Source organism: Vibrio rotiferianus CAIM 577 = LMG 21460, from assembly GCF_002741985.1.
GTDB lineage: Bacteria > Pseudomonadota > Gammaproteobacteria > Enterobacterales > Vibrionaceae > Vibrio > Vibrio rotiferianus.
The window spans coordinates 102,034-128,272 of the sequence record NZ_APHW01000014.1 but is presented as its reverse complement, the minus strand read 5'-3'; the positions used below and the strand labels follow the sequence as shown (position 1 = coordinate 128,272).

General features: G+C 45.0%; 20 protein-coding genes and 4 pseudogenes. 11 read left to right on the top strand and 13 right to left on the bottom strand.

Annotated features, from left to right (window positions below; all coding sequences use genetic code 11):
- The first annotated feature begins 214 nt into the window (after window positions 1–214).
- From B853_RS06900 to B853_RS06875, 6 genes and pseudogenes are all read left to right on the top strand, one after another.
- Window positions 215–376, top strand: a complete 162-nt coding sequence (locus tag B853_RS06900) for a hypothetical protein (protein WP_010448345.1) — start codon at window positions 215–217, stop codon at window positions 374–376.
- A 445-nt stretch (window positions 377–821) separates the two neighbouring features.
- Window positions 822–1,049, top strand: coding sequence for a hypothetical protein (locus B853_RS06895; protein ID WP_010448347.1), 228 nt, complete (start codon window positions 822–824; stop codon window positions 1,047–1,049).
- 150 nt (window positions 1,050–1,199) lie between these two features.
- Window positions 1,200–2,614 (top strand): annotated as a pseudogene (locus B853_RS06890) (TolC family protein).
- A gap of 3 nt (window positions 2,615–2,617) precedes the next feature.
- A complete protein-coding gene (locus tag B853_RS06885) occupies window positions 2,618–3,598 on the top strand; it encodes an HlyD family secretion protein (protein WP_038884763.1) in 981 nt (326 codons plus the stop codon).
- Window positions 3,599–3,616: 18 nt separating this feature from the next.
- Window positions 3,617–4,804, top strand: a complete 1,188-nt coding sequence (locus B853_RS06880) for an ABC transporter permease (RefSeq protein ID WP_038884762.1) — start codon at window positions 3,617–3,619, stop codon at window positions 4,802–4,804.
- Window positions 4,801–5,952: an ABC transporter permease gene (locus tag B853_RS06875; protein WP_038884760.1), complete on the top strand. Its 1,152-nt coding sequence runs from the start codon at window positions 4,801–4,803 to the stop codon at window positions 5,950–5,952. Before B853_RS06880 ends, B853_RS06875 begins: the two co-directional genes overlap by 4 nt.
- 598 nt (window positions 5,953–6,550) lie before the next feature.
- On the opposite strand, the gene B853_RS06865 is transcribed toward B853_RS06875, so the two are convergent.
- From B853_RS06865 to B853_RS06840, 6 genes and pseudogenes are all read right to left on the bottom strand, one after another.
- A complete protein-coding gene (locus tag B853_RS06865) occupies window positions 6,551–6,871 on the bottom strand; it encodes a hypothetical protein (protein ID WP_038884757.1) in 321 nt (106 codons plus the stop codon).
- Window positions 6,872–7,032: 161 nt separating this feature from the next.
- A pseudogene (locus tag B853_RS06860) lies at window positions 7,033–7,277 on the bottom strand (DUF3360 family protein); the annotation flags it as partial.
- Between the two features lie 64 nt (window positions 7,278–7,341).
- Complete coding sequence (locus tag B853_RS06855; RefSeq protein WP_050568956.1) at window positions 7,342–7,590, bottom strand: hypothetical protein; 249 nt, start codon at window positions 7,588–7,590, stop codon at window positions 7,342–7,344.
- A 47-nt stretch (window positions 7,591–7,637) separates the two neighbouring features.
- Window positions 7,638–7,853 (bottom strand): annotated as a pseudogene (locus tag B853_RS26880) (NAD-dependent epimerase/dehydratase family protein); the annotation flags it as partial.
- A gap of 149 nt (window positions 7,854–8,002) precedes the next feature.
- Window positions 8,003–9,513, bottom strand: a pseudogene (locus B853_RS06845) (DUF3360 family protein).
- A gap of 391 nt (window positions 9,514–9,904) precedes the next feature.
- Window positions 9,905–10,801 carry an SDR family oxidoreductase gene (locus B853_RS06840; protein WP_038884753.1) on the bottom strand — a complete coding sequence of 299 codons (897 nt, stop codon included), beginning with the start codon at window positions 10,799–10,801 and terminating at the stop codon, window positions 9,905–9,907.
- Between the two features lie 188 nt (window positions 10,802–10,989).
- On the opposite strand from B853_RS06840, the gene B853_RS06835 reads away from it, so the two are divergent.
- Window positions 10,990–11,874: a LysR family transcriptional regulator gene (locus B853_RS06835; RefSeq protein WP_038884751.1), complete on the top strand. Its 885-nt coding sequence runs from the start codon at window positions 10,990–10,992 to the stop codon at window positions 11,872–11,874.
- A gap of 327 nt (window positions 11,875–12,201) precedes the next feature.
- Window positions 12,202–13,188 (top strand): cytochrome-c peroxidase, encoded by a 987-nt coding sequence (locus B853_RS06830; protein ID WP_038884750.1) that lies wholly within the window; start codon window positions 12,202–12,204, stop codon window positions 13,186–13,188.
- 651 nt (window positions 13,189–13,839) lie between these two features.
- On the opposite strand, the gene B853_RS06820 is transcribed toward B853_RS06830, so the two are convergent.
- From B853_RS06820 to B853_RS06790, 7 genes are all read right to left on the bottom strand, one after another.
- Window positions 13,840–15,264, bottom strand: a complete 1,425-nt coding sequence (locus B853_RS06820; protein WP_038884748.1) for an aspartate kinase — start codon at window positions 15,262–15,264, stop codon at window positions 13,840–13,842.
- A gap of 87 nt (window positions 15,265–15,351) precedes the next feature.
- Window positions 15,352–15,738 (bottom strand): ectoine synthase, encoded by a 387-nt coding sequence (locus B853_RS06815; RefSeq protein ID WP_038884744.1) that lies wholly within the window; start codon window positions 15,736–15,738, stop codon window positions 15,352–15,354.
- Window positions 15,739–15,751: 13 nt separating this feature from the next.
- Window positions 15,752–17,017 (bottom strand): diaminobutyrate--2-oxoglutarate transaminase, encoded by a 1,266-nt coding sequence (gene ectB, locus B853_RS06810; protein WP_038884743.1) that lies wholly within the window; start codon window positions 17,015–17,017, stop codon window positions 15,752–15,754.
- 35 nt (window positions 17,018–17,052) lie between these two features.
- Window positions 17,053–17,586 (bottom strand): diaminobutyrate acetyltransferase, encoded by a 534-nt coding sequence (ectA, locus tag B853_RS06805; protein ID WP_038884741.1) that lies wholly within the window; start codon window positions 17,584–17,586, stop codon window positions 17,053–17,055.
- 343 nt (window positions 17,587–17,929) lie between these two features.
- Complete coding sequence (locus B853_RS06800) at window positions 17,930–19,594, bottom strand: BCCT family transporter (protein WP_005433884.1); 1,665 nt, start codon at window positions 19,592–19,594, stop codon at window positions 17,930–17,932.
- 225 nt (window positions 19,595–19,819) lie between these two features.
- On the bottom strand, window positions 19,820–20,569 hold the full coding sequence (locus B853_RS06795; protein ID WP_038884739.1) for a 3'-5' exonuclease: 750 nt from the start codon (window positions 20,567–20,569) through the stop codon (window positions 19,820–19,822).
- On the bottom strand, window positions 20,566–22,446 hold the full coding sequence (locus tag B853_RS06790; protein WP_038884738.1) for a DUF294 nucleotidyltransferase-like domain-containing protein: 1,881 nt from the start codon (window positions 22,444–22,446) through the stop codon (window positions 20,566–20,568). The genes B853_RS06795 and B853_RS06790 overlap by 4 nt, the downstream gene beginning before the upstream one ends.
- A 438-nt stretch (window positions 22,447–22,884) precedes the next feature.
- Here B853_RS06790 and proV point away from each other — a divergent pair, with 438 nt between their 5' ends.
- From proV to proX, 3 genes are read left to right on the top strand one after another with little or no spacing between them, the layout of a single operon-like run.
- The gene (gene proV, locus B853_RS06785; protein ID WP_038884735.1) at window positions 22,885–24,072 is read left to right on the top strand and encodes a glycine betaine/L-proline ABC transporter ATP-binding protein ProV; all 1,188 of its coding nucleotides are present in this window, start codon (window positions 22,885–22,887) and stop codon (window positions 24,070–24,072) included.
- A 5-nt stretch (window positions 24,073–24,077) separates the two neighbouring features.
- On the top strand, window positions 24,078–25,196 hold the full coding sequence (proW, locus tag B853_RS06780) for a glycine betaine/L-proline ABC transporter permease ProW (protein ID WP_038884732.1): 1,119 nt from the start codon (window positions 24,078–24,080) through the stop codon (window positions 25,194–25,196).
- Window positions 25,189–26,196 (top strand): glycine betaine/L-proline ABC transporter substrate-binding protein ProX, encoded by a 1,008-nt coding sequence (gene proX / locus B853_RS06775; protein ID WP_038884731.1) that lies wholly within the window; start codon window positions 25,189–25,191, stop codon window positions 26,194–26,196. The genes proW and proX overlap by 8 nt, the downstream gene beginning before the upstream one ends.
- Window positions 26,197–26,239: the final 43 nt, after the last annotated feature.

The window sequence follows — 26,239 nt, the reverse complement described above, 5'->3', positions numbered from 1 at the left end:
CTGTAAAACATCCACGTCTTTGTGGTGACACCCTCTAAATTAACACTGAGTTAACAGACTGGCTTTCATCAAATGACAATTCTGTGAACAGACGGAATGATCTCGGCAAATTGCGTTCAATTTATAGCCGGGTTAAAGAGAAATGGGTTATCGCTCAACATTACACATGAATAGAGGTAAACTTTCGCCACAGTTCAACTTGAAATGAAATCCAATGAGAAAGTTCTACGTAACCGAAGGCAATATAAACGCCAAGAAGCAAAAACTCGCTTACCCTAAGCTTGCACTTTGCGACCAATGCGTAAAGGAGTATGTAGTGATTAGCGAAGGCGAACGTACTTACGAAGAATGCGCTAAATGCGGAGCCGACGACTAACCGTCTTTGTTTATATTAAGCGACTCGAGGCAAGCGCCAGATCTTGCCTCTATCTCTATAAATCACTCGCCCCGACGGGCTAGTTTATAGACGCCATGAAATATCAAAAAACAATCATATTACCAACGAAATAATGTTGTAATTTATTCAGCATCATACAAATTTTGCCATCTAAATCTTGAACATGATCACAACAGATTTAGCTGTTTTTGAGGCGTTTTTATGTTTTCCGTCGTATACTTTTTAGTCAGAAGCCATTTAGAGCTTCATTATGATAAAGCAGCCTACTGGAAGTCTATTTAACGCTCAGCACTTGCGTCAGAAAATTTGAAGACACATTGATAATAAAATACAAATACTGACCGTAGGACAAACACTTAGACACCATCTGCAACTGCAATAACTATAAATGGAGATGCTTTATAGTTAAAAGGAAACTCAAAACATGGAACGCGATACATTTGGAATTTGCCTGAATAAGGCTATGCTGTCAGAGAATATGTATTCAACGTTTACTCACGTCAGAGCTTATGAAAAGAGCGACGCCAGCACATCAGATTTAAAAGTATTACTGTCATTCCCACAGATGACAGGTAAAGACTTACTGAATACTATGCGAGGCTCTCGTCAGCTTGAATGGAGAGCAGAATACCATTGCCCTTCAATGAAGTGATTTAGCACCAGTCACACTACTATGCTGCGTCTAGCTTAGGACTTCTTAACTGGACGCAACATTTATCCAACATTTCTTTTCTTCAATCACTTAACACTGTCTCATGAATACTTTATATTAGAGCTTATACTCTAAAGTAAAGTAGCCACTATGAAACAAACCGGAAAGTTCTGGATTTTGGGCCTTCTCAGCAGCTCGATTTCTCTTGCCTGTCACTCTGCTCCCATCACATTCGATGATGCATGGAATTTGTTGTTAGAAAACAACTATTCCCTTAAAGCGCAGCGCGCTAACGTAGAAAGCTATGAATACCAGCAAAGCGCGACAGACAACCTCAACTTGCCACAAGTCAGCATCGGCGCGAATTACACGCGTTTAGATACAGACGTGACCCTATCTGGTCAGCAAATTCTCGATAGCACTGGGCAACACATCAGCGTGCCACCCGTTTTCCAACCTATTTTTAGTGCTCTCGCAAACACCACATCGACGATCACCGAGCGTGACATCTTCTCTTCTTCTATTCGCGCTATTTGGCCTATCTTTACCGGCGGCCGCATCAATGCGGCTCAAACCGCCGCAGAAGGTAAAACGGACGAGGCGAAAAGCCAGCTCGCGATGGAGCAACAAGCCCGCTTTGAAGATCTCTCTAAATACTACTTTTCTGTTGTTCTAGCCAAAGAAGTATTGGCAACACGCCAAGCGGTAGAAAAAGGCTTAACCAAGCACCGTGATTTTGCGATTAAGATGGAAGAACAAGGCCAAATCGCCCGTGTTGAACGCCTTCAAGCCGAAGCCTCATTAGACAAAGCTAAAGTCGAAACACGCAAAGCAGCCAGTGATCTAAGTATCGCGCAAGCGGCTCTTGGCAAGATCTTAGCGCAGAACGATTCTGTAGAGCCTTCAGAAACCCTGTTTATCAACAATAACCTACCGCCGTTGAACGCGTTTGTTGATCAAACCCTGCTGACCTACCCAGGCTTAGATTTGTTGGATGCCAAACACAAACAAGCATCAAGTCTAATCAAAGCTGAAAAAGGCAAATACTATCCGGAAGTTTATCTATACGGTGATTACAGCCTGTATGAAGACGACTCCCTTGCTAGCCAAATGAAACCAGATTGGTTAGTTGGCGTCGGTGTTAACATTCCGCTAATTGAATCCACAGGCCGCAGCGAGAAAGTGAAAGCGGCACAAAGCATGGTCACGCAAGTGAATGCGCTGAAATCACAAGCGAAGCAGGACTTGTCGCTTCTGGTACAAAAGACCTACCTAGAGGCACAGCAAGCCATCGATGAAGTGCAAGGTCTAGAATCCAGTATTGCCCTTGCAGATGAGAACCTACGCCTGCGCGAAAAAGCTTTCACTCAGGCTTATCGTCATCTTTGGATGTTGTTGACGCGCAACTGTATATCGCCAGCGTAGAAACACAGCAATCAGCGGCACGTTTCCGTTATCTGATTTCTTTAACCAAACTATTAGCACTGAGCAGCGAAATGAACAGCTTCGCTCAATACCAACATACTGCTTACGTTCCAGCATCAGCATCCAAAGAGGCAAAATAAGTCATGGCAGCAAAATCTCTAAAACCCGCTCTACTATCACTTTGTGCTTTGGGTGTCGCTTCTTGGGTTGGTTACCAGTTCTACCAAGCGTACCAACCAGAGCCACCTCGTTTACAAGGTTTGATTGAAGCGCAGCAGTACAGCATCTCTTCTAAAGTTCCTGGCCGTATTGATGAGGTCATGGTGCGCAAAGGCGATGAAGTAGAAAAAGGTCAATTGATCTTCACTCTTCACAGCCCAGAAATCGAAGCAAAACTAGAACAAGCGAAGGCGGGTGAAAAAGCCGCTGGCGCCTTGGCACTAGAAGCAGAAAAAGGCGCGCGTGAGCAACAAATCCAAGCTGCAAAAGACCAATGGTTGAAAGCGAAAGCCGCGGCGGACTTGATGGAAAAGACTTACCAACGTGTAAACAACCTATATAAAGATGGCGTAGTCGCAGAGCAAAAACGCGATGAAGCCATGACACAATGGCAAGCTTCGAAATACACCGAAAGCGCAGCGTTCCAGATGTACAACATGGCGAAAGAAGGTGCGCGTAGCGAAACCAAAGTCGCAGCAGCAGAAAAAGCACGCATGGCGGCTGGCGCAGTTGCGGAAGTAGAAGCGTACGCAAAAGACACGCAAATCTTTAGCTGGTTTGATGGCGAAGTCTCTCAAGTTCTATTGCAAAGCGGCGAACTTGCACCTCAAGGCTTCCCGGTTGTGACGGTTATTGATACGCAAGATTCTTGGGCGACACTGAACGTACGCGAAGATTTGCTAAAACACTTCACCAAAGGCACCACATTCAAAGCTTACTTACCAGCGTTAGATAAAGACGTTGAATTTAAAGTGACTCACGTTGCGGTAATGGGTGATTTCGCAACATGGCGCGCGACAGACGCATCAAAAGGTTTTGATCTTCGAACATTCGAAGTCGAAGCTCGCCCTACCCAACCAGAGCCTGAGCTACGCATGGGCATGAGTGTTGTGGTTGAGCTGTAATCGCGTTGGTTTAAAACTATGACGATTCAAATCTCACAACAACAAGTCCTGGGGCGCGATAAATGGCTGTTATCTTGCTTGACATGGGTGCCGATCTTATTAGCAGTCACTATTTGGGGTGTTTTCTCTGCAGGCATTGCAAGAGATCTCCCGATTGGTGTGGTTGATTTGCAGCACTCACAATTGTCACGCAAGATGATTCAATCTCTTGATGCCTCTTCCACTCTTGCTGTTGATTATCACTACACCAGTTCGACAGAAGCGAAGAACGCGATGATCGACGGTGATATCTACGCTTATGCTGTGATTCCACCTAAATTTGACCAAGACATTCTTTTGCATCGACAACCGCAGTTATCGGTCTTCTTTAACAGCCAATACATTTTGGTTGCCAAGTTGATCAACTCGGCAGTCGCGCAGTCTCAAGGGTATTTTGATGCGCAGCTAGAAACCATGGGTAACTTAGCAAAGGGGAATACCACAACGCTTGCTGCCGTTGGTCAAGCAGTGCCGATTTCGACTCAGATTACGGCTCTGTTTAACCGTAACACCAATTACGCTCAGTTCTTAGTCACCGCGATTGTGCCCGCTATCTGGCAAATTTGCGTCGTGGTCAGCACCATTTTGATCCTCGCGGCGCATTTTCGCCTTTATGGAAATGGCAACAACAGCTTTGCGTTCTTAGGCGCTCGCCCTTTCACTCGACTAAGCAAAATTCTAAGCCAGTACATTCCTGTCTTTATGGCACAAAGTGCACTGTTCTTAGTTTGGTTTTATGTGGTGCTTGATTGGCCGATGGAAGGCAGTTACTTAGTAATGCTGTTGGCGCAGTTCGTAACGACTATCGCATGCATCATCATGGGAGCGTTGTTCTTCTTCCTATCGATGGATCCAGCACGTGCGATGAGCTTTGCTGGCGCATTTACCGCACCAAGCTTTGCATTTATGGGGATAACCTTCCCGGTTTCTGACATGAACGCTTTAGCGCAAGCATGGCGAGGCTTACTACCGATTACGCATTACATCGAAGTTCAAGTGGACCAAGCAAGCTACGGCGCAAGTGCGGCACAATCTATTGGCTCACTCTGGCCGATGGTTGGGTACATTATCCCGCTACTGATGACGGCAGCTTTATTAGCAAAACATCGCAACATAGCTTTGTTAAATAGCGCGTCCGCAACAGATAGCAAAAAGGAGGTTGTATGACACTGTGGCAACTGATTAAAACAGAATTTCGCTCGGTGATGACCAACCCTGTCGTGGTACTGACCGTCTTTGGGGGCGTGGTGTTTTATTCGTTCTTATACCCGCTCCCGTACGCGCAACAAACGCCGAGAGAACAGCCTATTGCGATTGTGAATCTCGATGGCAGCCAAACCAGCCTGAAGCTTGAACGTATGGTAGACGCGACACCACAAGTCAAAGTGGTGACTCGCCTACACACCATAGCCGATGCAAAACAAGCGTTCTTAAACCGCGAGATCACGGGCTTCTTAGTGATTCCAGAACACTTCTACAAAGACTTGATGCTTGGCAGCAGCCCTACTCTGGCTTATGCCGCCGACGCTTCTTATTTCTTGGTCTACGGTACCGTAGTAGAAGGTTTGGCAACAGCAGGCGGTACGCTTGGTGCTCAAGTTAAAGTAAGCAAGATGGTGATCGATGGTGTACCACTGAGCATGGCAAGCCACGACTACTCTGCAATCAAACTCAACATGAAGCCAACCTTTAACCCAACCATGGACTACATCGAATACGTGGTGCCAGCGGTGTTTGTATTGATCCTTCAACAAACATTGATCATGGCAGTCGGCTTGCAAACGGGTACACAACGTCATGGTCGCGGTTATTGGTCTCAGGTGCCAACGGGCGCTCTGCTACTTGCCAGAACCTTGGTCTTCGTCACTATCTACTACCTACTCAGCGCCTACTATTTTGGCTTCAGTTTTGAACGCTTGAACGTCAACCATGTTGCCAACGCAGGCGAATTGTTGACCTTGCTATTGCCGTTCTTACTTGGCTGTTGTGGTTTAGGTTTGTGGCTTGGGTATTTGCTACCAAGGCGCGAGCTGGTGACATTGGTCGTGCTGGTTAGCTCAATGCCATTAATCTTCTTGGCAGGCTTTATTTGGCCCGTTGAGTCGATCCCTGCCCCGTTACTTTGGTTTGCAGACTTGAGCCCAAGCACGTGGGCAATCAAAGGCTTTTTAGCACTAAACCAGATGGGCGCAACGTGGCAGCAAGTCGCAAAACACTGGACTGCACTTTGGGTTCTGACGGTATTTTGGGGCGGTGTGGCTTACTGGATCGCCAAACGCAATACCAAACCAGTAGTAACAGAAAGCTTAGGTTAACGGCTTTACATCCAATTAAGAAAGGGGCTCACGTAGCCCCTTTTTGTTTGTGTCGATATTTTAGTGACTGAGTTGATCAGAAGAATAACGCTTCATATTGATTTCAACAATCATGCCTGAATCGAGCTACTGGTGAGTGTTAAAGTACCATACTGGTTGTCTTAATCATCCAATGAAACAGCATACAAACGACACTAGGGAGTAATTGCACTCCATAATTTTTATACAAAAACTGCAAGGTATAGAACAACCATAAAAAACAACCAGTTTAAAAACATAAAAACGTCAGAAAAACAGTTTTTTTCTCTTCTTCGATGTCTTACAAGAGGGTAAACTAGGCAAAAGTATGAGAATAAACCACCCGCCCCCATACTATTCATAGCAATGTAGTTTAGACGCTTAAAGCTTTCGGGCTCTTTCGCTAAGTTGTCTACTAATTGATTTATGTGCTTTTTGTCGCCTAAGGAATAGACGACAAGGTGATAAAAATAGACTAGAGCCCATAAAAAAAACACTAGTCCTATCAAAGGTTTAAACATTACTGGAAAAACGTAGTTACAAGTCATTAATTCAATTGAATACTAACAAAGATAATAAGCTAAATGAGAAAACTTAGCAAAAAAGCAAAGTTAGCCCACATAAAAAAATCAAATTTCATGGTTCTCTTTTTAGCCCTATAACGCACTAAAGGATAGAAGAGTGCATACATGACAAACAATCCTCCGGCCCCTAGGCCTGACTTATTCAGATACCACTTTTCCTTAAACTGCTCTGGTTCTTTAGACAAATTGTCAATCAGTTCATCAATATATCGCTGATCACCGAAGCAAAAACGATAAGAATAAAACATAAATGGCAATGCCCAGATAAAAACCCATAGGCTAGCCAACTTGTGAATTAGGGTAAAAAGGTCTTCCATACTGTGCTCTTAAAATACTTTTGGCATATCAAAGTCACTATATCTATTTGAATTAATATAGTTTTCCACTTCTACTGGGATACCTTTTTCCAATTCCTTTTCTATACAATCAAGATAACTATCTAAGCCCAACAGGTCATATTTTTCTTCAAAAAACTCTTTACCAATCGCCGCCGATCGAGTGGTTTACCTTTACGCGCAATTTCCATTCCTGCTTCTAGTAAAGGAACAAATACTCTACAATGAGCGCAACACAAAGTACAAGTTGCCTGATCGCCAAGTCCATTGGGTGCCCCAAAACAGCAGCGATGATACAGAACAGTGCCGTTAGCAACGCGCTGACAAGAATGGGACGTTTATCGGTAGCTGCCGGAGCGATGTAAGTCCCCCACGAAGAAGTGACGTTATTACGTTTTTATTCTTGAATATGTATTCAAGTTATCCCAAAACAGCGACTCCTTTTCTGGAGGCTATTCGGTACAATCGCTTGGCTCGCTCTCGACTGCAAAGCTTATATTCCAAGCATCAAAAGCATCTGCTTTCGGGTCATAACCAAGAGACCTTTTAGTTTCAGTAATGTCCAACCTCTTAAAACGATTATTTGAGATTCCATGAGTGATGACGAAAGGTTCACCCTTTAATTCAGACTCAATGCTACTTATTAGCAATGAGCAGAGATCTTGCGGTTCACTCCATGCACTCAAATCTCGTGAAATCATTTGTCTCCACTCCTGCTGATACTCAAAAGCACCAATTCGGACAGCGACTACCTCAATATTTTTTTGATACGCATAGTATGACCAAGTGCTTCGCCAAAGACTTTGCTGACACCGTATAGATTCTTAGGAAGTGTTGGCATATTCTCTTTTACTTGAATATCAAGCGGATAGCCTTCGATTGTTTGCGCGCTACTCGCATACACCACGCGGTCAACTCCACTTTCATACGCACTCTGAAAGATGTTGTAAGCGCCAACGATATTGGCAGGTAGTAAGTGCTTGTCGGCACAAGAACAAACGGGCGCCTATGTTAGAGGATTAATCCAGTGTTATCTCATCACTCCTGTTCTAACTCGAAATGGGACAAAAAACGGTTTAGTTCTTCAAACCATAAATCGTACTATGAGCCTATTTAACGAAAACTTGGGATAATCGCCGGAATACCTGGTAGTAGACCAACCAGCGCCATTACGCTTGTTAACACAACAAACATAATGCCAGGCAACACCCAACGGCTCATTTTACTCAGTTCCCCACTACGTTCTTTACAGCCGACTAAGCCTAAATTGTCTAACAGCATAGTGAGCGACCAGCCAAATGCAGGGTTAACGAGCGCTGAAGAAAATACAACTATCGCTGCCGATTGTGTGGTTTTCCCCTCACGCGTCATTTCCATTCCTGCTTCTAGCAAAGGCACAAATACCCCTACAATGAGCGCAACACAAAGTACAGGTTGCCAGATCGCTAAGTCCATTGGGTAGCCCCAAATCGCGGCGATGATACAAAACAGAGCCGTCAGCAAAGCACCCGCAGGAATCGGGCGTTTAGCAATTGCTGCTGGCACGATGTAAGTCCCCCATGAAGAGGTAAAGTTAGTGCCACCAAGAAGAGAACCAAACGTCTGACGAATAGAAGCCGTGGTCATGGTGTCGTCAATGTTCATGTGTACTTTTTCGGTACGTTTCGGGTAGCTGATTTTTTGAAAGACCTGATGTCCTAAGAAGTCTGGTGACCACATAGCCACTGCTAAAATAGCAAACGGCAATACCACCATGAAATGCTCAATCGTCGGTAAGCCTAGCATCCAACCTGTGTCTTCCCCCCCCACCAATACATAGGGTTCATATTGGGTAAACCGGGCTCGGTTTGAAAAGAAAACGGCGCTCCCATGGCAAAAGCTAACGTACCGCCTAGCAAGCAACTAAGAGGGACTGCTAGCCAACGCTTACGAAAATGTTCCAGTAATGCATACAAAATAATGGTGCAAAAGATCACGACAAAAGCAATGTGGCTCATCCCTATTCCCTCAGCCCAAGCGAACAGCTTTTTCACTTGAGAGACGGTTCCAACAAAGCCAAGGTAAAGTAATAAGCCGCCACACACGCCTTTACTGGTGAGGTTTGCCAACATGCTGCCACCTTTACTGATGGCTAACAGTATACCAAAAGCACCAATCAGCAAACCAAAGGCCATTGGGTGCCCACCAGCTGCAACAACGATAGGAATTAATGGAATAAGTGGGCCGTGTGTACCCGCGAGGTTTGCGGTCGGCAATAGAAAGCCTGAGAAAAGAATGATGAAAACAGAGGCAATGAGCAATTCATAACGAACATTTTCTAAAATAAAGCCCTCGTTCAGCCCTAGCGCCCCGGCAAAAGTTGCGGCAATGGCTCCCACCATAACCACTTTACCAATGGTCGCGGCCATCGCCGGAATGGTGTCTTCTACCTCGAATCGATAATCTTTAAACGGCAAATTGGGACGCCAACGTTTAGGCGCCATGATTTGCAACTCGTGCTCTAAATATTGTTCTCGGGACTCAAACTCCGAGCTTGGTTTATGTTGTTGTTCATAAGTGAGTTCATCCTCACTGGATTTAGGCTTATCTGTTCCAATATGTACGGACTCTAAAGTGCTGCTCATTGTGATTCCTTTCGTTCACACTCTAAGGTGTGTTTTCCAACCAACGTTGTTTACTCACTAAACGAAGATTAAGCGAGTCGTTGTCTATATATTCTCTGCTACAAGAACTCGATGACTGATCTTTATGAACTCTTTAAATTCAGTTGCTAGTACCTTATACCAAACGAAAAAATACAAATAGTCTCAGGTGGTTAGACATTAGTCGTAGGCTACGACTAGCAACATGAGCTTTGTTACGGAAATCGATGGAGCTAGCCTCAAGGTCTATGACGAAAGCGAATGGATGGTACTAACGGAAAGCGTAGAGTCTGGAGAAAGCTACAGAGGACAACTTCCCCACTCCAAACAAAAAAAGGGACTCACATGAGTCCCTCTTCTAGTTCAATTTATCTTAGATGTTCGCTAGCTTCTGTAGCTCTGCTTTATTCTCTTCTAACCACGCCTCAAAGCTTTGCGGTTGTTTACCAGTAAGTTTTTCAAACGCTTCACTCGTACCATCTGAATAGTTTCCTCTGTTGTGCTTGTCCATTGTGACGCACAACTCTACGATTGGTGCAGGCAGTTCAAACGACTCAAGCTTCGCTTGGTAATCCTCATCAGATAAATCCACCATAGTAATCGATGTACCCAGTACTTTATCTATCACTTTCGCCATTTCTGCGTGCGTCATAGATTGCACGCCGTTCATTGGCAATACCACTTTTCCCTGTGCTGGTTTTACTAAAGCAGACGCCGCAGAAAAAGCCAGATCTTTACGTGACAGTTGAGCCGAGCGACCTTCTGCTGCCGACGTCAACCAATAACCGGATTGCAGAATGCTGGCAAAGTACTCGGCCAAGTTTTCAAAATACCAGTTGTTGCGCGTGATGGTGGCATTAGGGATGCTGCTTTGTTTAATCGCATTTTCGGTAGCTTCGTGCTCATGAGCAAACATCACTGGCGAGCTTTCTGCTGAAGGCATGGATGTGTAGGCAATATGGTTCACTCCTACTTTTTCGGCTGCCGATACCGCATTCAAGTGTGCTTGAGTACGAGGACCAGAAGCGTCAATGCTGATCAGTAGCATGCTGTCTGCTCCTTGGAATGCTTTCTCTAATGACTCTGGGCTAGAAAAATCCGCTTCGCGAACATCTACACCTTGGCTTGCTAACGCTTGTAGTTTATCTGCGTTACGAGTGGTCACAATCAATTGGCTTGGTTGAACATGTAGGTCTTCAAGCAATGCTTTTACTACTTGTGAACCTAGTTTACCTGATGCGCCTGTTACTAGAATTTTGCGATCTGACATGATGGTTTCTCCATTCAATTCTTACATTATTTCTTTCTGAATAAGGCGGAAATGACCAAGCTGTTTTGGCTTCCCGCTGTCGATGGAGACACTATATAGTTTGATGATTGATAGATAATTAGCCTTTGATTAAACTAATTGTTCATTCTGACTAAACAATAATAAATAGCTTTTGGAAAGTAATCGGTATGATCTCACTCGATGACATGATGGTCTTTGCCAAAGTGGCAGAAAAACAATCCTTTACTCAAGCAGCGGACGATCTTGATATTGGCAAGGCGCGCGTCTCACAGATCGTCTCTAAGCTCGAACAAGCGCTGAATACTCGCCTGTTGCATCGCACCACTCGCTCGCTTTCGTTGACTGACGCTGGGTTACGTTACTACGAGAAATGCAAACTGATTGGTGATATCGCCTCAGAAGCGAATGCAGAAACACAAGATGCCAATCAAATCCCAAGCGGTACGATTCGAATATCCACCCCCAGCTCCGCGATGGTGGATATATTGAGTGAGTTCTTACACCTCTATCCGGAAATCAAACTCGATATTATCGAGAGCGACAGTTACAGCAACCTGATTGAATCTCGTTGTGATATCGCACTACGTGCCTCTTCCGCCCTTGAAGATTCGAGTTTATACGCGGTTAAGCTTGGCTACTTCCGAGATATGCTTTGTGCAACACCAAGCTATCTAAGCAAGGTTAAAACGGTATCCACACCCGAAGATCTTTTAGCGCTGGATTGGATTAGCCACCATATCGTTCACGGTGATAAGCAGCTTACGATGACCAATAGCAAAGGTCAGGTGACACGTTTGATGCACAGTCCAAAAGTGCAAGTGAGAACCGCTGCGACAGTCAAAGAATTTGTTTTGAATCATCTTGGGTTTGCCATCATGCCAAGCTTTATGATGAAGGAAGAATTAGCACGGGGAGATCTTGTCCGTATCCTACCTAATGTGCACGATTTAGAGATCCCAATTTATGCGGTGTACCAAGAGAAAGCCCTGATGCCGTTACGAGTACGAACACTGATTGAGTTCTTAAGACAAAAGACTGATGCGTTTCAGTAATACCATGTCTCGCAAAGGGAAATATTGTTAACACCGTCGCACTGAGAGGTTTGAAGAATCCAATTGCATAATTGACCTAAGTCAACGAACCATTCGTTTATATTCTTTGCATAGTTGTAAACAAAAAGTGATCAGCTCCTTGGGAGGCAAGCAAAATCAAATCGTGCAAACTTTGTTCGCTTTTAACATCGTTTTTTGCCATAAAAACCATCGATTTTTTGCATTTTATAGATAAAAACGATTGCTATACCGTGACTTCCAGAGCGTACCAATAAGAAGTACGCCGCCCTAGTGAGAGTGAAAAAATCACTTAAAAAGGAAGTTATTATGAAAACTCTTATAGCAGTGAGCGTCTTGTCAGTCCTATCTTTCGGTGCTTATGCAGAGCGCCAATCAGCAGAGCCCATCAAGGTGATTGAACCGGTTGCTGGGCTTGACGCGAAAAAGGTAGAACTGGGTAAAACGTTGTGGTTTGAACCTCGATTATCCGCCTCCAACACCATTTCTTGTAACTCTTGCCATAACATCGCAAAAGGTGGCGTCGATAACTTGCCAAGTTCCATTGGTCATAAATGGGCGATTGGTCCTATCAACTCGCCAACGGTGTTTAACTCAGATTTGAACTTTGTTCAGTTCTGGAATGGGCGTGCCAAAGATTTGCAAGAACAAGCGGCCGGTCCAATCGAGAACCCACTCGAAATGGCTTTTAGCCACCAGCTTGCGATCGACACACTTAAGTCAATCCCTCAATATCGCGAGTGGTTTAAACAAGCCTATGGCAGTGAGACGATCACTATTGATAACGTGACTGACGCCATTGCGACATTTGAGCAAACCTTACGCACACCGAACGCACCGTTCGATCTTTGGTTGAAAGGCGACGACAACGCACTAACCACTGCGCAAGTCGAGGGTTATAACCTATTTAAAGCAAAAGGTTGTACTGCGTGTCACAGTGGTCCTCTCGCCGGTGGTCAAATGTACCAAAAGATGGGCTTAGTGAAGCCGTTTGCAACAGACAACCCAGATGTGGGACGCAAGGCGATCACGGGTAATGACTTCGATAAATTTGTGTTTAAAGTACCAACACTGCGTAATGTCGAACTCACCTACCCGTACTTCCACGATGGCTCGGTTTGGGATTTAGAAGAAGCAGTCGCAATGATGGCTGACCTTCAACTTGGTCAGAAGCTAACGAAAGAGGAATCGGTGAAAATCACTGAGTTCTTACGCTCGTTAACCGGTGACCAACCAGAGGTAACACTTCCTCATCTACCACCATCAACCCACGAGACGGCACGTCCAAATATCTAACTCGGTCGCTCATAAACAACAAAGGAGCCATGGTTGGCTCCTTTGCTGCTTATCAAGCCGCTTCAACAAAGTTTTATCTATCGAATCTATGACTTTTTCAGTCTCACCTTCTTACTGTTATTCCTACCAATTGCATATCACCCCACATGCATAACCTCTGCTTTTATGAAGAAATTCAATGTAATTAAATTTTTTGGACGAGCTTACAGTAAGATATTGATTAGTAGTGTTAAGTGAGAGGTCTAAGGATAGATCAAGATGGGGTTCAAAACCGTTCAAACACAATCACATTATGTCGATGGCATACTCGTCACAGCAGAGTATCACCGTCTGTCGACGAGATTTACCTTGCGAATTGGCGAAGAGATCCTCTATTCAAGACGGCTTTTTGTTATCGCATTTAGAAACGTTCCAATTACCGTTAACAACCAGTGTTATCGTGTTAGGGTCATTTGGTGCTTAATTTGGCGAGCAAGGTTAACTAAAGACGATATAGTGGTGATAGAAGAACTGATTGATAAACGACGCTCAAAGTCATTATTTACTCTTGTATTCTCCACTATCATGCGAAGTTTAAAATATGTATTCAGTTAAGCAGTTTCAAATAGCGATTAACCGCATTTGAAACTGCATCATCATTAGGCAAATCGATTAAGCAACATTCGCCGACTTATTTGCATCGCTGTCTTGCTCAAAGAACTCTTCATGTAGTGCACAAATCGCTTCTTTATACTCGTCGTCACTCACAACAAACTGTACGTTAACGTTTCTCATTGATGAATGGAGAGCAATGGGTGTCACATCGCGATTCATCAGTGCAAAAACGCCTTTAGCTAACGTTTTATTGGTATCGATTTGAGAACCTATTGCAGAGATAAGAGCCACCATACGCCCTGTAATCGAGGCTTGCGGATAGCGTTTTTCTACTTTGTAACGTACTTTGTTTAGGCTATCGACACTGCCACCTAGATAATACGTTATTGAGTTCGCATTCATCTCTTTACCGATAAGGTTGACGCGTGCATCGGCAATGATTTCCATCAGTTCGTAACTGACATTGTCCACTTTTCCAACCATGGTTTGATCAAACAAGTGAAGCGCAAATACCTTCTGCTTTCCTGCGATAATTTCAATGCGGTCACTCTCAGGACGGTAATCGGCCGAGATCAGCGTCCCTTTATGCTCAGGTTCAAAGGTATTTTTGATCTGCAACTCAATACCACTTTCTCGTAAACCCGCCGCCGCATTGGGGTGAATCGCTTCCATGCCAAGATTGGCCAATTGATCGGCTACATCGTAATTGGTAAATCCGATGGGATTAACGCTGTCGACACCCACAACTCTTGGGTCGGCAGAGCTTAAGTGATATTCCTTATGAATAATCGCTAAATCGGCTTTGGTTGTTGCAGCAATTCGGCTAAAGGTCATTTCGCTGTAACCACGATCATAAGTGTGCATTAGTCCTTCTTTGCAGTACGCATAACCCGTCACGATTGGCAGCTCTTGAGTCACATCGATCTCTTCAAACGCTTCACGTATCGTCTCATCTAAACTGCGAGGTTGTTGATTATCCCAACCAGAAAGGTCGACAAATTTTGCATTAATTCCCATATTTTTGAGCTTTAACGCGGTGTTATAAGCGCTATGTGCTTCACCAATTGAAGAAAGAAATTCGCGAATCTGCGGTAAGTACTGACGCAGAGAAAACTGCCCATATTGACAAGTTTCTAGGATGTTGGTGACACATGTTTTTGCTTCCGCAATTCGGGAACGAATGAACTTATCCGCTCGCATTCTATTCATCGGATCAGCAAAGATGTGTTCATTCGTCAATAGCATTCGGCTTTCAACGTAGGCTAAAGCGTCTTGCCACGCCTCATCTCTCTTAGCGATAAGCTGATAGACACCGGGCTTACTGGTTTTTTTACATTCCAATAGAGCGTCTGTCATACCGCCATAAGCAGAAACAACAAAAATACGGTTATATGGGTTTTGTGGACGAAGGAGGATGTTGTCGAGCACAGCATCAAACGCTGTCATCGAAGTACCGCCGATCTTTTCTACGGTAAATGTCATGAGGGGGCCTTAATGATTGGTCATTTGAAAGAAAGGAAAAAGAAAGGGGTGAATCTTCACCCCATTTCAAGTATTTGAAGAGATTGACTAGTCTACCAAGGGATAAGCACCATTCTCATCATGCACTTCCGCACCGGTGATCGGCGGATTGAACACGCACGCCATGACCATTTCTTTGTTTTTATAGGCGCGTAGGTAGTGCTCGTCATGCTTGTCTAGGATGTACAACGTACCCGGTTTGATTGGGTAAGTTTCACCGCCAACGACTTCAATTTCCCCTTCTCCACTCATGCAGAATACCGACTCTAGATGGTTCTGATAATGAATGTGTGTTTCGGTTCCTTCGTATATCGTCGTGATATGGAATGAGAAGCCCATATTGTCGTCTTTCAATAACATACGGACACTTTCCCAGTTATCAGACACAACACGTCTTTCGCTATTGCGACACTCATCGAGTGTTCTAACGATCATAATTCTTTCCTTGCTATGATGCTTGTTTGAAATGTTTACTTGCGATGGCTTCGACCGAGCCCTCGAAGATATTAAGCCCTTGAGTGAGTTCGGCCTCAGAAATGGTCAATGGGCAAAAGAACTTCACCACTTCATCATTTGGTCCGGCTGTTTCAATCACCATGCCATTGTCGAAACAGGTTTTTGCAATAGCTCCTGAAATCTCGCCATTCTTACACTCAATACCGATCATCATGCCGCGACCTTTACTCTGAACAAACAACTCAGGGAATCGTTGAACGGAGCGTTGAATGACTTCTTCAACCATGTTTGAACAGCGCTTAATGTGCAGCTCAAAGCGGTCGTTTGACCAGTATGTTTCAAGTGCTTTAGCTGCTGTGACAAACGCGTGATTGTTGCCACGGAATGTGCCGTTATGTTCGCCTGGTTTCCATTTATCCAATTCAGGTTTTAACAAAACGATGGCCATTGGCAGACCATAACCGCCAATCGATTTTGACAACGTTACCATGTCTGGCTTAATGCCCGATGGCTCGAAGCTAAAGAAAGTACCTGTTCGACCGCAGCCAGCTTGAATATCGTCAACAATCAATAAGATATCGTGTGCTTTGCAAAGCTTGCTGAGACTCTGCAACCATTGGTTAGACGCAACGTTAAGGCCACCTTCGCCTTGTACCGTCTCTAATAAAACTGCAGCCGGTTTGTCCATGCCTGCCGAGTTATCTGACAACATGGTTTCAAACAATTTGAGGCCATCAATATCTGCATAACCTTCGAAAGGAATACGAGTAACATTGTTTAAGCTAGAACCCGCTCCTTGGCGATGATGTTGGTTGCCCGTTGCAGCTAAAGCGCCAGCCGTACAGCCATGAAAACCGTTTGTGAAGGCAACGATACTGCTGCGCCCCTTCACTTTTTTTGCCAACTTGATTGCAGCTTCTACGGCATTGGTACCGGTTGGGCCTGTGAACTGAACTTTGTAATCTAGCCCTCTTGGTTCAAGAATGTATTGATTTAGTGCTTCAAGAAAAGCGGCTTTGGCTTCTGAATGCATGTCCAAGCCGTGTGTAATGCCATCCATTTCAATGTACTCAAGGAGCGCTTGCTTAAGTACTGGATTGTTATGACCGTAATTTAGAGATCCCGCTCCAGCAAGGAAATCGAGGTAGCGTTCGCCTTGTTCTGTTTCTAACCAGGAGCCTTTTGCTTTACGAAAGACGACTGGGAAACTGTTTGAGTATGAACGTACGTTGGATTCCTGCTTTTTGAAAATATCCATGATAAGACCGTTATTTGATTCCTATTTTGTGGGGATTACTTGAGGGGAATACGATACAGATACTCGGTATCGTGCTTGCCTTTGAAATGATCCTTTTCATCCAAGAAAGTCGTCACTTCGCCGGCGTTTCCATGTTGTGCATCGAGCTTTTTAAATAACGCCCAAGATGCATCATTGGATTTAGTGATTGTGGTTTCGATAGCGTTGATGTCTTCGAGCCCTTCCCGCTTTAGTAAGCGTTCAAGCATTTGAGACGCCAAGCCATTTCCTCTGAAACGTGGGGCAACCGCAACTTGCCAAATGAACAGCACATTAGGTTCATCCGGCTTCTGATAGCCAGAGGTGAAACCGGCGATCTCACCTTTGTGTTCAACTAAAACACAGGTTTTGCTGAAATGGCTAGATTGGAGGAAATTACAATATGAAGAGTTCATATCGAGCGGTGGACAATCTGCGATCAAACCATAAATATCGTCGCCGTCAGAAACGACAGGTTCACGAAAAATCCATTTTTTGCTTGGGCCTTCTCCAATCTCTGGATACATCACCCAAGGGGCTGAGGTAATCATGTGTAGATACATATCCTTCGTACACTAATTAAATTTCCTTTTTATTATGCACACTGATAGTGCATGAAAATCAAACAAAGCCGCTCTAAATACCTACTTATTTGATCTAGATCGCATTAAGACCAAATGAGCATGACTTTAAAAATAGTTTGAGCTCTAATGTATTTATGGGGTAAAAAATTATACGAAGCCAAATGAGCAAAACATCGTGAGTTTCGCACTGAGGAATTGTTTCGAGCAGGAAGAGAATGGCAGCCGATTGATGGCTAAAGATGAAGAATTTAGATAAGAAAACGGCACGCCGAAGCATGCCGTTTTTTCGTTGTTATGAAAGAAGCTTAAATTACGCTTTCGCCTTCTTCATTGATTTTGATGTTGGGCGAGGCTCATCCATCAAACCTTTCACTAGAGATACCGTTGCAACCAACAATACGATAGTGAATGGCAGACCAGTTGTTACCGCCATCGCTTGTGCAGCCGCGAGACCACCACCAAGCATTAGCGCAATTGCAACTAAGCCTTCAAATGTACACCAGAATACACGTTGAGGTGTTGGTGCATCTACTTTACCACCCGCGGCAATCGTATCGATCACAAGCGAGCCAGAGTCCGCAGAAGTGATGAAGAACACCACAACCAGAATAATACCTACGATAGAGGTGATTTGAGACAGTGGCATCACATCTAGCATCGCGAACAGCTTAAGTGGAAGCTCTGCGTCAAATACCGCCTGGTAACCATCGTTCACGTATTGGCTGATCGCCGTACCACCAAATGCCGTCATCCATAATACACACACGGTTGATGGGATCAGGATAACACACACGATGAACTCACGAACTGAGCGGCCACGAGATACACGCGCAATAAACATACCGACGAATGGTGACCATGAAATCCACCACGCCCAGTAGAACGCCGTCCAACCTTGTGAGTAGTTCACGTCTTCACGACCAAATGGCATTGAAAGCGCTGGAACGTTCGCAAGGTATGACATGATGTTCTCGAAGAAACCAGTCATGATTGCTACTGTCGGGCCCACGATGATCACGAACAATAGCAATAGTGCCGCTAAGCCCATGTTGATTTCAGACAGACGTTTTACACCGCTATCCAAGCCAGCGACTACCGAAATCAAAGCAAGTGCTGTGATGATCACGATAAGCACAACTTGCGTTGTCTCTGTCATCGGAATACCGAACAGGAAGTTTAGACCTGTAGCTGCTTGTGATGCGCCGTAACCAAGAGAAGTCGCAAGACCAAATACCGTCGCGACTACCGCTAAGATATCAATAATGTGACCAACCCAACCCCAAACGCGCTCGCCAAAAAGAGGGTAGAAAATAGAACGCATCGTTAGAGGTAAGCCCTTGTTGAACGAGAAGATCGCCAAACCAAGTGCCAACAGTGCGTAGATTGACCAAGGGTGAAGTGCCCAGTGGTAAATCGTTGCTGCCATACCAAGTGCAGACGCCGCTGATGTATCACCTTCTGCTGCGCCTAGTGGAGCCCAGTCAGTACGAACACCATTCTCAACGTTCACACCGCCAAGAGCAGCACTGAAGTGAGACATCGGCTCAGATACGCCGAAGAATACCAGACCGATACCCATACCAGCCGCGAACAGCATCGCTAGCCAACCTGCGTACGTATAATCCGGAGTTGCTTCTGTACCACCGATACGAACGCGACCAAGTGGTGTTACGATCAGGATCAAACATACTACGACAAACACGTTGCCTGCAGATAGGAAGAACCAATCAAGGTTAGAAACAAGCCAACCACGCAGACCCGCGAAGAACGGCTCAACTTGTTGTCTGAATGTCAGTGTTAACACTACGAACAGGATGATCGACATACCTGAAATAGCGAACACACGGTTGTGAATATCAAGTCCAAAAGGACCTACTTTTAGCGCGACGTTATCCTGACCGATCTGGTAATCAGTATCGATCGGGTTCACTTTACCGTCGGGGCGTTGGATACCGCCATTGTTGTCGGTGCTCACGATTTATCTCCTTAAAATACGTGACCAAATTAAAATCTGTGTAGGACTTTGAGTGATGGCTTTCTTGCGTCACTTGCTGCAAAGCTTATTTGCGATCGTTACGTCGCTTTTAGAAGGGTTGCTCTACTTTGTAATTTTAGCGTTAATCGTCCTGATATCGCATTGCATTTTGTTATCAGGACGACTAATAAAATTTATCGCCAATTCATAGACGATATGGATGAGTTATTGCCATATCACGGACAGTGGCATGTCACCATCAAAGTGATACTGTAACTGGGCTTGAAGCAACTCAGCGGTAGCAAGAGCGTCAGTCAGCGCATGGTGTGGCTGATAAGCTGGCAAATGGTAGCGCTCACGCGCGTGGCCAAGTCGCACAGAACCCGGCTTTTTACCCTTGAGCTTGTTTAACCAACCTTCACACTCACGACGTTGAATCGCGTACTCAATGTCCAATGTATCAACGACTGGAAATTGAATCCCCTCACCCACACTGTTTAACAACGCATTATTGAAGAATTGACGCTCAATATTTTTGTAGTGCACCACCACAATCTTTCCGGCTAACGCATCAAGAATGGCCTCCAGAATTTGTTCAAGTTGCGGCGCATTCTTCACTTCAGAGTCGGTAATACCGTGGATCACCACTGATTCTTCATTCAGTTCTCGATTTGGATTCACCACCCAATGACGAGATCCGCTGCACTGTACTCGCCCTAGCGTAAATGGCACCAAACCTATGGTGAGAATGGCGTCTTCCTCGGCGTTTAAACCCGTGGTCTCAAAATCAACGGAGATAAACGGTACCTCTTTTAATGGCATATCACCATTCACAATAGGCGTAGAGTAATAACGTTTTAATCGAGTATCGTTCGCTTGCTCGGCGAGTTGCTCGAAGAAGATTGGCCAATCAGGTGTCTGGCTGGTATCAAGCAAATCAGTGATATCTTGCTTTTGTTTTGAAAACCACATCATTTGCCACTTCTCTGGTAACGGAACTTAATGTAGTTCTGCGCGTTGCTTAGGATTTGGAAAGCGGCTTTTAAGTTGCGACGCTCAAACTCCGACATCTCTTCTGGCTCGATGTTGTTATCCGGCTCTTCCCCATTTTCGATATCCAGTGCTTGGTGTCGGATTCGCACCATGTAGATCAACTCCATCGCATCTTTTAAGTCCATGCCACGGCCTTTCGGTAAGATGCCCGCATTGTTGATGTCATCTAGGCGTTCAAACGAGTTTTGTGAACGTGAACCAATTGCCAAGGCGTGCACACGAATCAGATCCGCCATTGGCGCAGTGCCTCGGCGTTTCAAGTTGATGGAATTGCGGTGACGACCATCTTTCTCCATCACAAAGTCTTTGAAGAAACCAAGCGGCGGTGTGCGACGAATCGCGTTGTAAGCCATACAAGCTAAGAATCGATTGTTCTTCTTAGCACGACGCACAATGAAGCCGCTCAATTGCTCTGCCCATTTCACGCGTCCATGTACACCAAGTAGGTCAAAGAAAATACTGCTGTTCAGAAGTCGCTCTGGCGTAGGATCATCAATCCAGTTCGCAAAGCACTCTTCCCATTCTGAACGCGTTTTGCGCCATTCTGGGTTGGTCGCCATTATGTCGCCAGTACAGTAGGTGTAACCGCATTCGGCTAGTCCATCACAAATGAATTTTGCGAGTTGAGCAAAGTACTCACCATGCAGTGCTGGATCGTAGCTGTTATTCAGAATCAGCGCGTTGTCTTGGTCTGTGACGATAAGCTGTTCATCACGCGCCATAGAACCCATCGCTAATAAGCAATAAGGGATTGGCGCAGGACCTAATTCTTGTTCTGCTAACTCTGCAAGTCTTTGTTTAAAGCTGCTGCCAATGACCGACATTGCTCGTCCAACCATGTGGGCATTTGCGTCTTCACTTACCATTCGCACAAAGCAGTCTTTCACTTGTTTAGATACCGCTTTGAGATCTTCTACCGAGTTTTGTTGGAAGATAGAGCTCACAAGCAACAAACTGTTTTGCGATTCATAACGGACGATATCCGTCATGCTGATCACGCCAATCGGCTTTTTCTCTTTTAAGATTGGTAGGTGATGAACGTTGTAACGCAGCATTGTCAGCATGGCTTCAAACACGTAAGCGCTGTAATCAAGCGACACAACGTCGTAGCTCATCACTTCACTCACAGGAATGTCGCTGTCTCGTCCTTCAGCTAAAACGCGAACGCACAGATCTTTCTCGGTCAAGATACCAAGCAATTGATCATCGTCGTCTTCAGTAATGTCTTCTTGTGCGCGGACAATCAAAAGCGCAGTAACGCCCTCTTCCGCCATCAAGATTGCCGCCTCACGCACCGTTGCAGTGGCTTCTAGTGTCACTGGCTCACGGCTTAAAATCTTGCGCGCTTTCGCAGTAGTAAAGTCATTCCCATCTGAGTGGTTTGATACCGCAGTGCGCAGCCTCGCGCTGTCTTCCAACTCCATGAAATCGGCGAAGTTCTCAAACTCGTCACATAGCTCAGTGAAGATCTTCTCTGGAATGCAGTAAACCAAGGTGTCTTCTATCGCTTTGGCTGGCATACGGACACGGTTGTTCATCAACAACCCCATTTGTCCAAACAAGCCACCAGCATCGATACGGTTGTACAACTCGCCTTTGCGGCGGAAGATTTCCACCACACCACTGCGGATCATGTACAAATCGCGAATGTCATCGCCTTTCTTGAGAATGCCCGTCCCTGCGCGGTAATACGCGACTTCAGCATTCATTGCGATGTTTCTTAGATGCTCTTCCGGTAAGTCATCAAAAGGTGGGTATTGGCTAATGAAATTGAGTACTTCTAATTGCTCGGCTTCCATTCTTTATTCCATGCATTGACTAAACTTCAGCGATAAATATCACCAAGCATTCAATCAGGCAATAAATAAATCCAGAGTTGGTATGAATCGACTCAAATAGCAGAACATGCCACCAATACATTAATTTGAACTCTAATTTAAAACATTCTAAAGCGTCCCCTTGGCGAAAGATTCAGTTAGGTTAAAAATGTCACTTATCAACCACAATAAATTCAAAAATATTTCATAACCAATTTCAGCTCCTTTTGCGACGCACCACAAATCAACATAAGACGCTGTTTTTAAATCATTTAAAACCAAGTCATTGATTAACCCATTTATGTCCAATTTGTGTAATGTCACGACATAAACCTTTTGTCGAACATTGAAATCCGACCACAAATTACTTAGAGTACGAAACGTTTTACTACAAAATATTCAAAATTAAGGATGATTTACATGGATCCCATACTGGAAGTTAAGGGACTGTATAAGGTTTTTGGTGACGATCCTGACCGCGCATTCTCACTGATTGAGAAAGGCATCGATAAAGATCGTATTTTTGAACAAACAGGTTTAACGGTTGGCGTTAACGATGTCTCTCTTTCCATCAATGAAGGTGAGATTTTTGTCATTATGGGCCTATCTGGCTCAGGAAAATCCACCCTCGTTCGTCTTCTCAATCGTTTAATTGAACCAACCAAAGGCAGCGTTTACCTCAAAGGTAAAGATATTGCCCACATTTCTGAAGATGAACTTAGAGAAGTTCGCCGAAATAACATTTCCATGGTTTTTCAAAACTTCGCGCTCATGCCTCACATGACGGTGATCGAAAACGCCGCTTTTGGCCTTGAACTCGCTGGTGTGAGCCTCAAAGACAGGCAAGAAAGTGCGTTATCAGCCTTGCAACGTGTTGGCCTCGATGCCTACGCAGAATCCTATCCGGATGAGCTGTCTGGAGGTATGAAGCAACGAGTTGGCCTCGCTCGAGCTCTCGCGTGCGACCCTGATATCCTTCTGATGGATGAGGCTTTTTCAGCGCTCGATCCACTAATCCGAACCGAAATGCAGGATGAACTTATTCGACTGCAAAATGACGATAAACGTACGATTGTTTTCATCTCTCACGATTTGGATGAAGCTATGCGAATCGGCGATCGTATTGCCATCATGCAAAATGGCGATGTGGTTCAAGTCGGTACACCAGATGAAATTCTTCATAAACCTGCCAATGATTATGTGGAAGCCTTTTTCCGAGGTGTCAACGTTGCAAACGTACTGACCGTGAAAGACATCGCTCGAAAAAAGCCAGCCGCTGTTTTCAAGAAGTCCGAACATGATGGTCCCGGTTCCGCAATGCAGATATTAATGGATCACGACCGCGATTACGGCATCGTCATTGATAAATCTAGCCACTATTCTGGCATTGTTTCTCTTGATTCGTTACGCGTTGCCCACAAAGAAAATCGCTCACTAGCCAGCGCACAATTGATCGACGAAGTCACCCTCCTGCCAGACCAAGCGATCAACGACATTCTTGGTGTCGTCGCAGGTGTCCCTTATGCCGTCCCAGTTGTCGACGAGCAAGGCCACTACTATGGTGTCGTTACAAAATCACGTCTTCTGCAAACGTTGGATAAGGATTAGTCATCATGTCAACTGAACAAACCACTAACGATCCGTGGTCAACGACAGAAACGGAACAAACCGACCCGTGGTCAACAACCACGACAGAACAAAGTGATCCTTGGTCACAAGGCGGTGAAACGACGTCAAGTATGGACTGGTTGAATTCTGAAACCGTTGAAACAGCCCCTTTTGATATCATGAATCCCTTTCAAAATGCGGTCCTTCCTTTGGATACTTGGGTAGAATCTGGGTTAGATTGGCTAGTCGAACATGGACGTCCGGTCTTTCAGGCAATTCGCGTTCCCATTGATTTCATTCTCTCCTCATTTGAAACGGCGCTCGTCTCTACACCCGCTCCTTTCATGCTCATCATTCTATTTTTATTTGCGTGGCAATTTTCTAATTTACGCTTGGGGATGTCGACATTCGCTTCATTAGTCTTCATTGGGCTGATAGGCGCTTGGTCCCAAGCAATGACGACCTTGGCATTAGTACTGACATCCGTCTTCTTCTGTCTGATCATTGGATTACCACTTGGTATCTGGCTAGCAAGAAACAACACCGCCGCGAAGTTCATACGTCCCATACTCGACGCGATGCAAACCACTCCGGCCTTTGTCTACTTAGTACCTATCGTCATGTTATTTGGTATAGGGAATGTACCGGGCGTGGTGGTCACCATTATTTTTGCATTGCCTCCCGTGGTTCGCTTGACCATTCTTGGTATTCAACAGGTCCCAGAAGAGCTGATTGAAGCCGGACACTCATTTGGAGCCAGCAAAAAGCAAATGCTGTACCGCATTCAGCTTCCTCTTGCCTTACCCACCATTATGGCGGGCGTAAACCAAACCCTGATGCTCTCCCTTTCTATGGTGGTTATTGCCTCTATGATCGCAGTTGGTGGGTTGGGACAAATGGTATTACGTGGCATCGGACGTTTGGATATGGGGCTAGCAGCGGTGGGCGGTTTAGGCATCGTAATCCTTGCTATTCTACTCGACCGTATCACACAAGTTTTAGGCGCTAACGCGGGTAACACGAAGTTACGTTGGTACCACACCGGTCCAGTTTCTTACCTTTTAAAGCTGACCAACAAATCGAACCAACCTGATCTCAAACTTAGGAGAAACACAAATGAATAATTCATGGAAGAAAGCGCTAACAGCAGGAACGTTAGCAACGATGGCGTTTTCTACTCAAGCTTTAGCGAATGACTTACCGGGTAAAGGCATTTCAGTCCAACCAGTTCAATCAACGGTTGCCGAAGAAACGTTTCAAACTCTTATTGTTAACCGCGCGCTTGAAGCGTTGGGCTACGATGTTCAACCAACTAAGGAAGTCGATTACAACGTTGGCTACACTTCGATCGCAAAAGGCGATGCGACGTTCTTAGCTGTGGGTTGGTTCCCTTTGCACGCAGACAAATACACGATGTCAGGTGGTGATGATAAATTCTACCGCCGAGGGCAGTACGTTAGTGGTGCGGCTCAAGGCTACTTAATCGATAAAAAAACCGCAGAAAAGTACAATATCACCAACATTGGTCAGCTGAAAGATCCTGAGCTAGCAAAACTGTTTGACGCCAATGGCGATGGCAAAGCTGACCTCACTGGTTGTAACCCAGGTTGGGGCTGCGAAATGGTAATTGAAGAGCAGCTTAACGCTTACCAACTTCGTGACACGGTCACACACAACCAAGGTAACTACGCGGCAATCATTGCGGATACCATTTCTCGTTATAAGAAAGGCGACCCGATTTTGTACTACACGTGGACACCTTATTGGGTAAGTGGCGTACTCGTTCCGGGTAAAGATGTGGTTTGGCTAGAAGTCCCATTCTCTGCCCTACCTGGTGAACGTAAAGATGTGGATACCACTCTTGAGAATGGTAAAAACTATGGGTTTGAAATGAACTCAATGCGCATCGTGGCGAACAAAGATTTTACCGAGAAAAACCCCTCTGCTGCAAAACTGTTCGAAATCGTTAAGCTGAACATCAACGATGTCAGCGCGCAAAACATGATGATGAGTCAAGGAAAAAACAGCGCGGCGGATATCGAGTCTCACGTTAATGGCTGGATCAAAGCAAACCAACAATTGTTTGACTCTTGGGTTGCAGAAGCTAAAAAAGCGTCACTGTAATTAACTATCGAATTCCTTCCTAAATAAGACCAAGCGCCAGCAA

Excerpts from the sequence above, each read along its gene's own strand:
- proX (WP_038884731.1), top strand. The coding sequence starts at position 25,189 with ATGAATAATTCATGGAAGAAAGCGCTAACAGCAGGAACGTTAGCAACG.
- B853_RS06875 (WP_038884760.1), top strand. The coding sequence starts at position 4,801 with ATGACACTGTGGCAACTGATTAAAACAGAATTTCGCTCGGTGATGACC.
- B853_RS06790 (WP_038884738.1), bottom strand. The coding sequence starts at position 22,446 with ATGGAAGCCGAGCAATTAGAAGTACTCAATTTCATTAGCCAATACCCA.
- B853_RS06835 (WP_038884751.1), top strand. The coding sequence starts at position 10,990 with ATGATCTCACTCGATGACATGATGGTCTTTGCCAAAGTGGCAGAAAAA.
- B853_RS06855 (WP_050568956.1), bottom strand. The coding sequence starts at position 7,590 with ATGATTTCACGAGATTTGAGTGCATGGAGTGAACCGCAAGATCTCTGC.
- B853_RS06820 (WP_038884748.1), bottom strand. The coding sequence starts at position 15,264 with ATGACATTTACCGTAGAAAAGATCGGCGGTACTTCGATGACAGCGTTT.
- B853_RS06830 (WP_038884750.1), top strand. The coding sequence starts at position 12,202 with ATGAAAACTCTTATAGCAGTGAGCGTCTTGTCAGTCCTATCTTTCGGT.
- B853_RS06865 (WP_038884757.1), bottom strand. The coding sequence starts at position 6,871 with ATGGAAGACCTTTTTACCCTAATTCACAAGTTGGCTAGCCTATGGGTT.
- B853_RS06900 (WP_010448345.1), top strand. The coding sequence starts at position 215 with ATGAGAAAGTTCTACGTAACCGAAGGCAATATAAACGCCAAGAAGCAA.
- ectB (WP_038884743.1), bottom strand. The coding sequence starts at position 17,017 with ATGGATATTTTCAAAAAGCAGGAATCCAACGTACGTTCATACTCAAAC.
- B853_RS06795 (WP_038884739.1), bottom strand. The coding sequence starts at position 20,569 with ATGATGTGGTTTTCAAAACAAAAGCAAGATATCACTGATTTGCTTGAT.
- B853_RS06895 (WP_010448347.1), top strand. The coding sequence starts at position 822 with ATGGAACGCGATACATTTGGAATTTGCCTGAATAAGGCTATGCTGTCA.
- B853_RS06815 (WP_038884744.1), bottom strand. The coding sequence starts at position 15,738 with ATGATCGTTAGAACACTCGATGAGTGTCGCAATAGCGAAAGACGTGTT.
- B853_RS06880 (WP_038884762.1), top strand. The coding sequence starts at position 3,617 with ATGACGATTCAAATCTCACAACAACAAGTCCTGGGGCGCGATAAATGG.
- B853_RS06885 (WP_038884763.1), top strand. The coding sequence starts at position 2,618 with ATGGCAGCAAAATCTCTAAAACCCGCTCTACTATCACTTTGTGCTTTG.
- proV (WP_038884735.1), top strand. The coding sequence starts at position 22,885 with ATGGATCCCATACTGGAAGTTAAGGGACTGTATAAGGTTTTTGGTGAC.
- B853_RS06840 (WP_038884753.1), bottom strand. The coding sequence starts at position 10,801 with ATGTCAGATCGCAAAATTCTAGTAACAGGCGCATCAGGTAAACTAGGT.
- proW (WP_038884732.1), top strand. The coding sequence starts at position 24,078 with ATGTCAACTGAACAAACCACTAACGATCCGTGGTCAACGACAGAAACG.
- ectA (WP_038884741.1), bottom strand. The coding sequence starts at position 17,586 with ATGATTACCTCAGCCCCTTGGGTGATGTATCCAGAGATTGGAGAAGGC.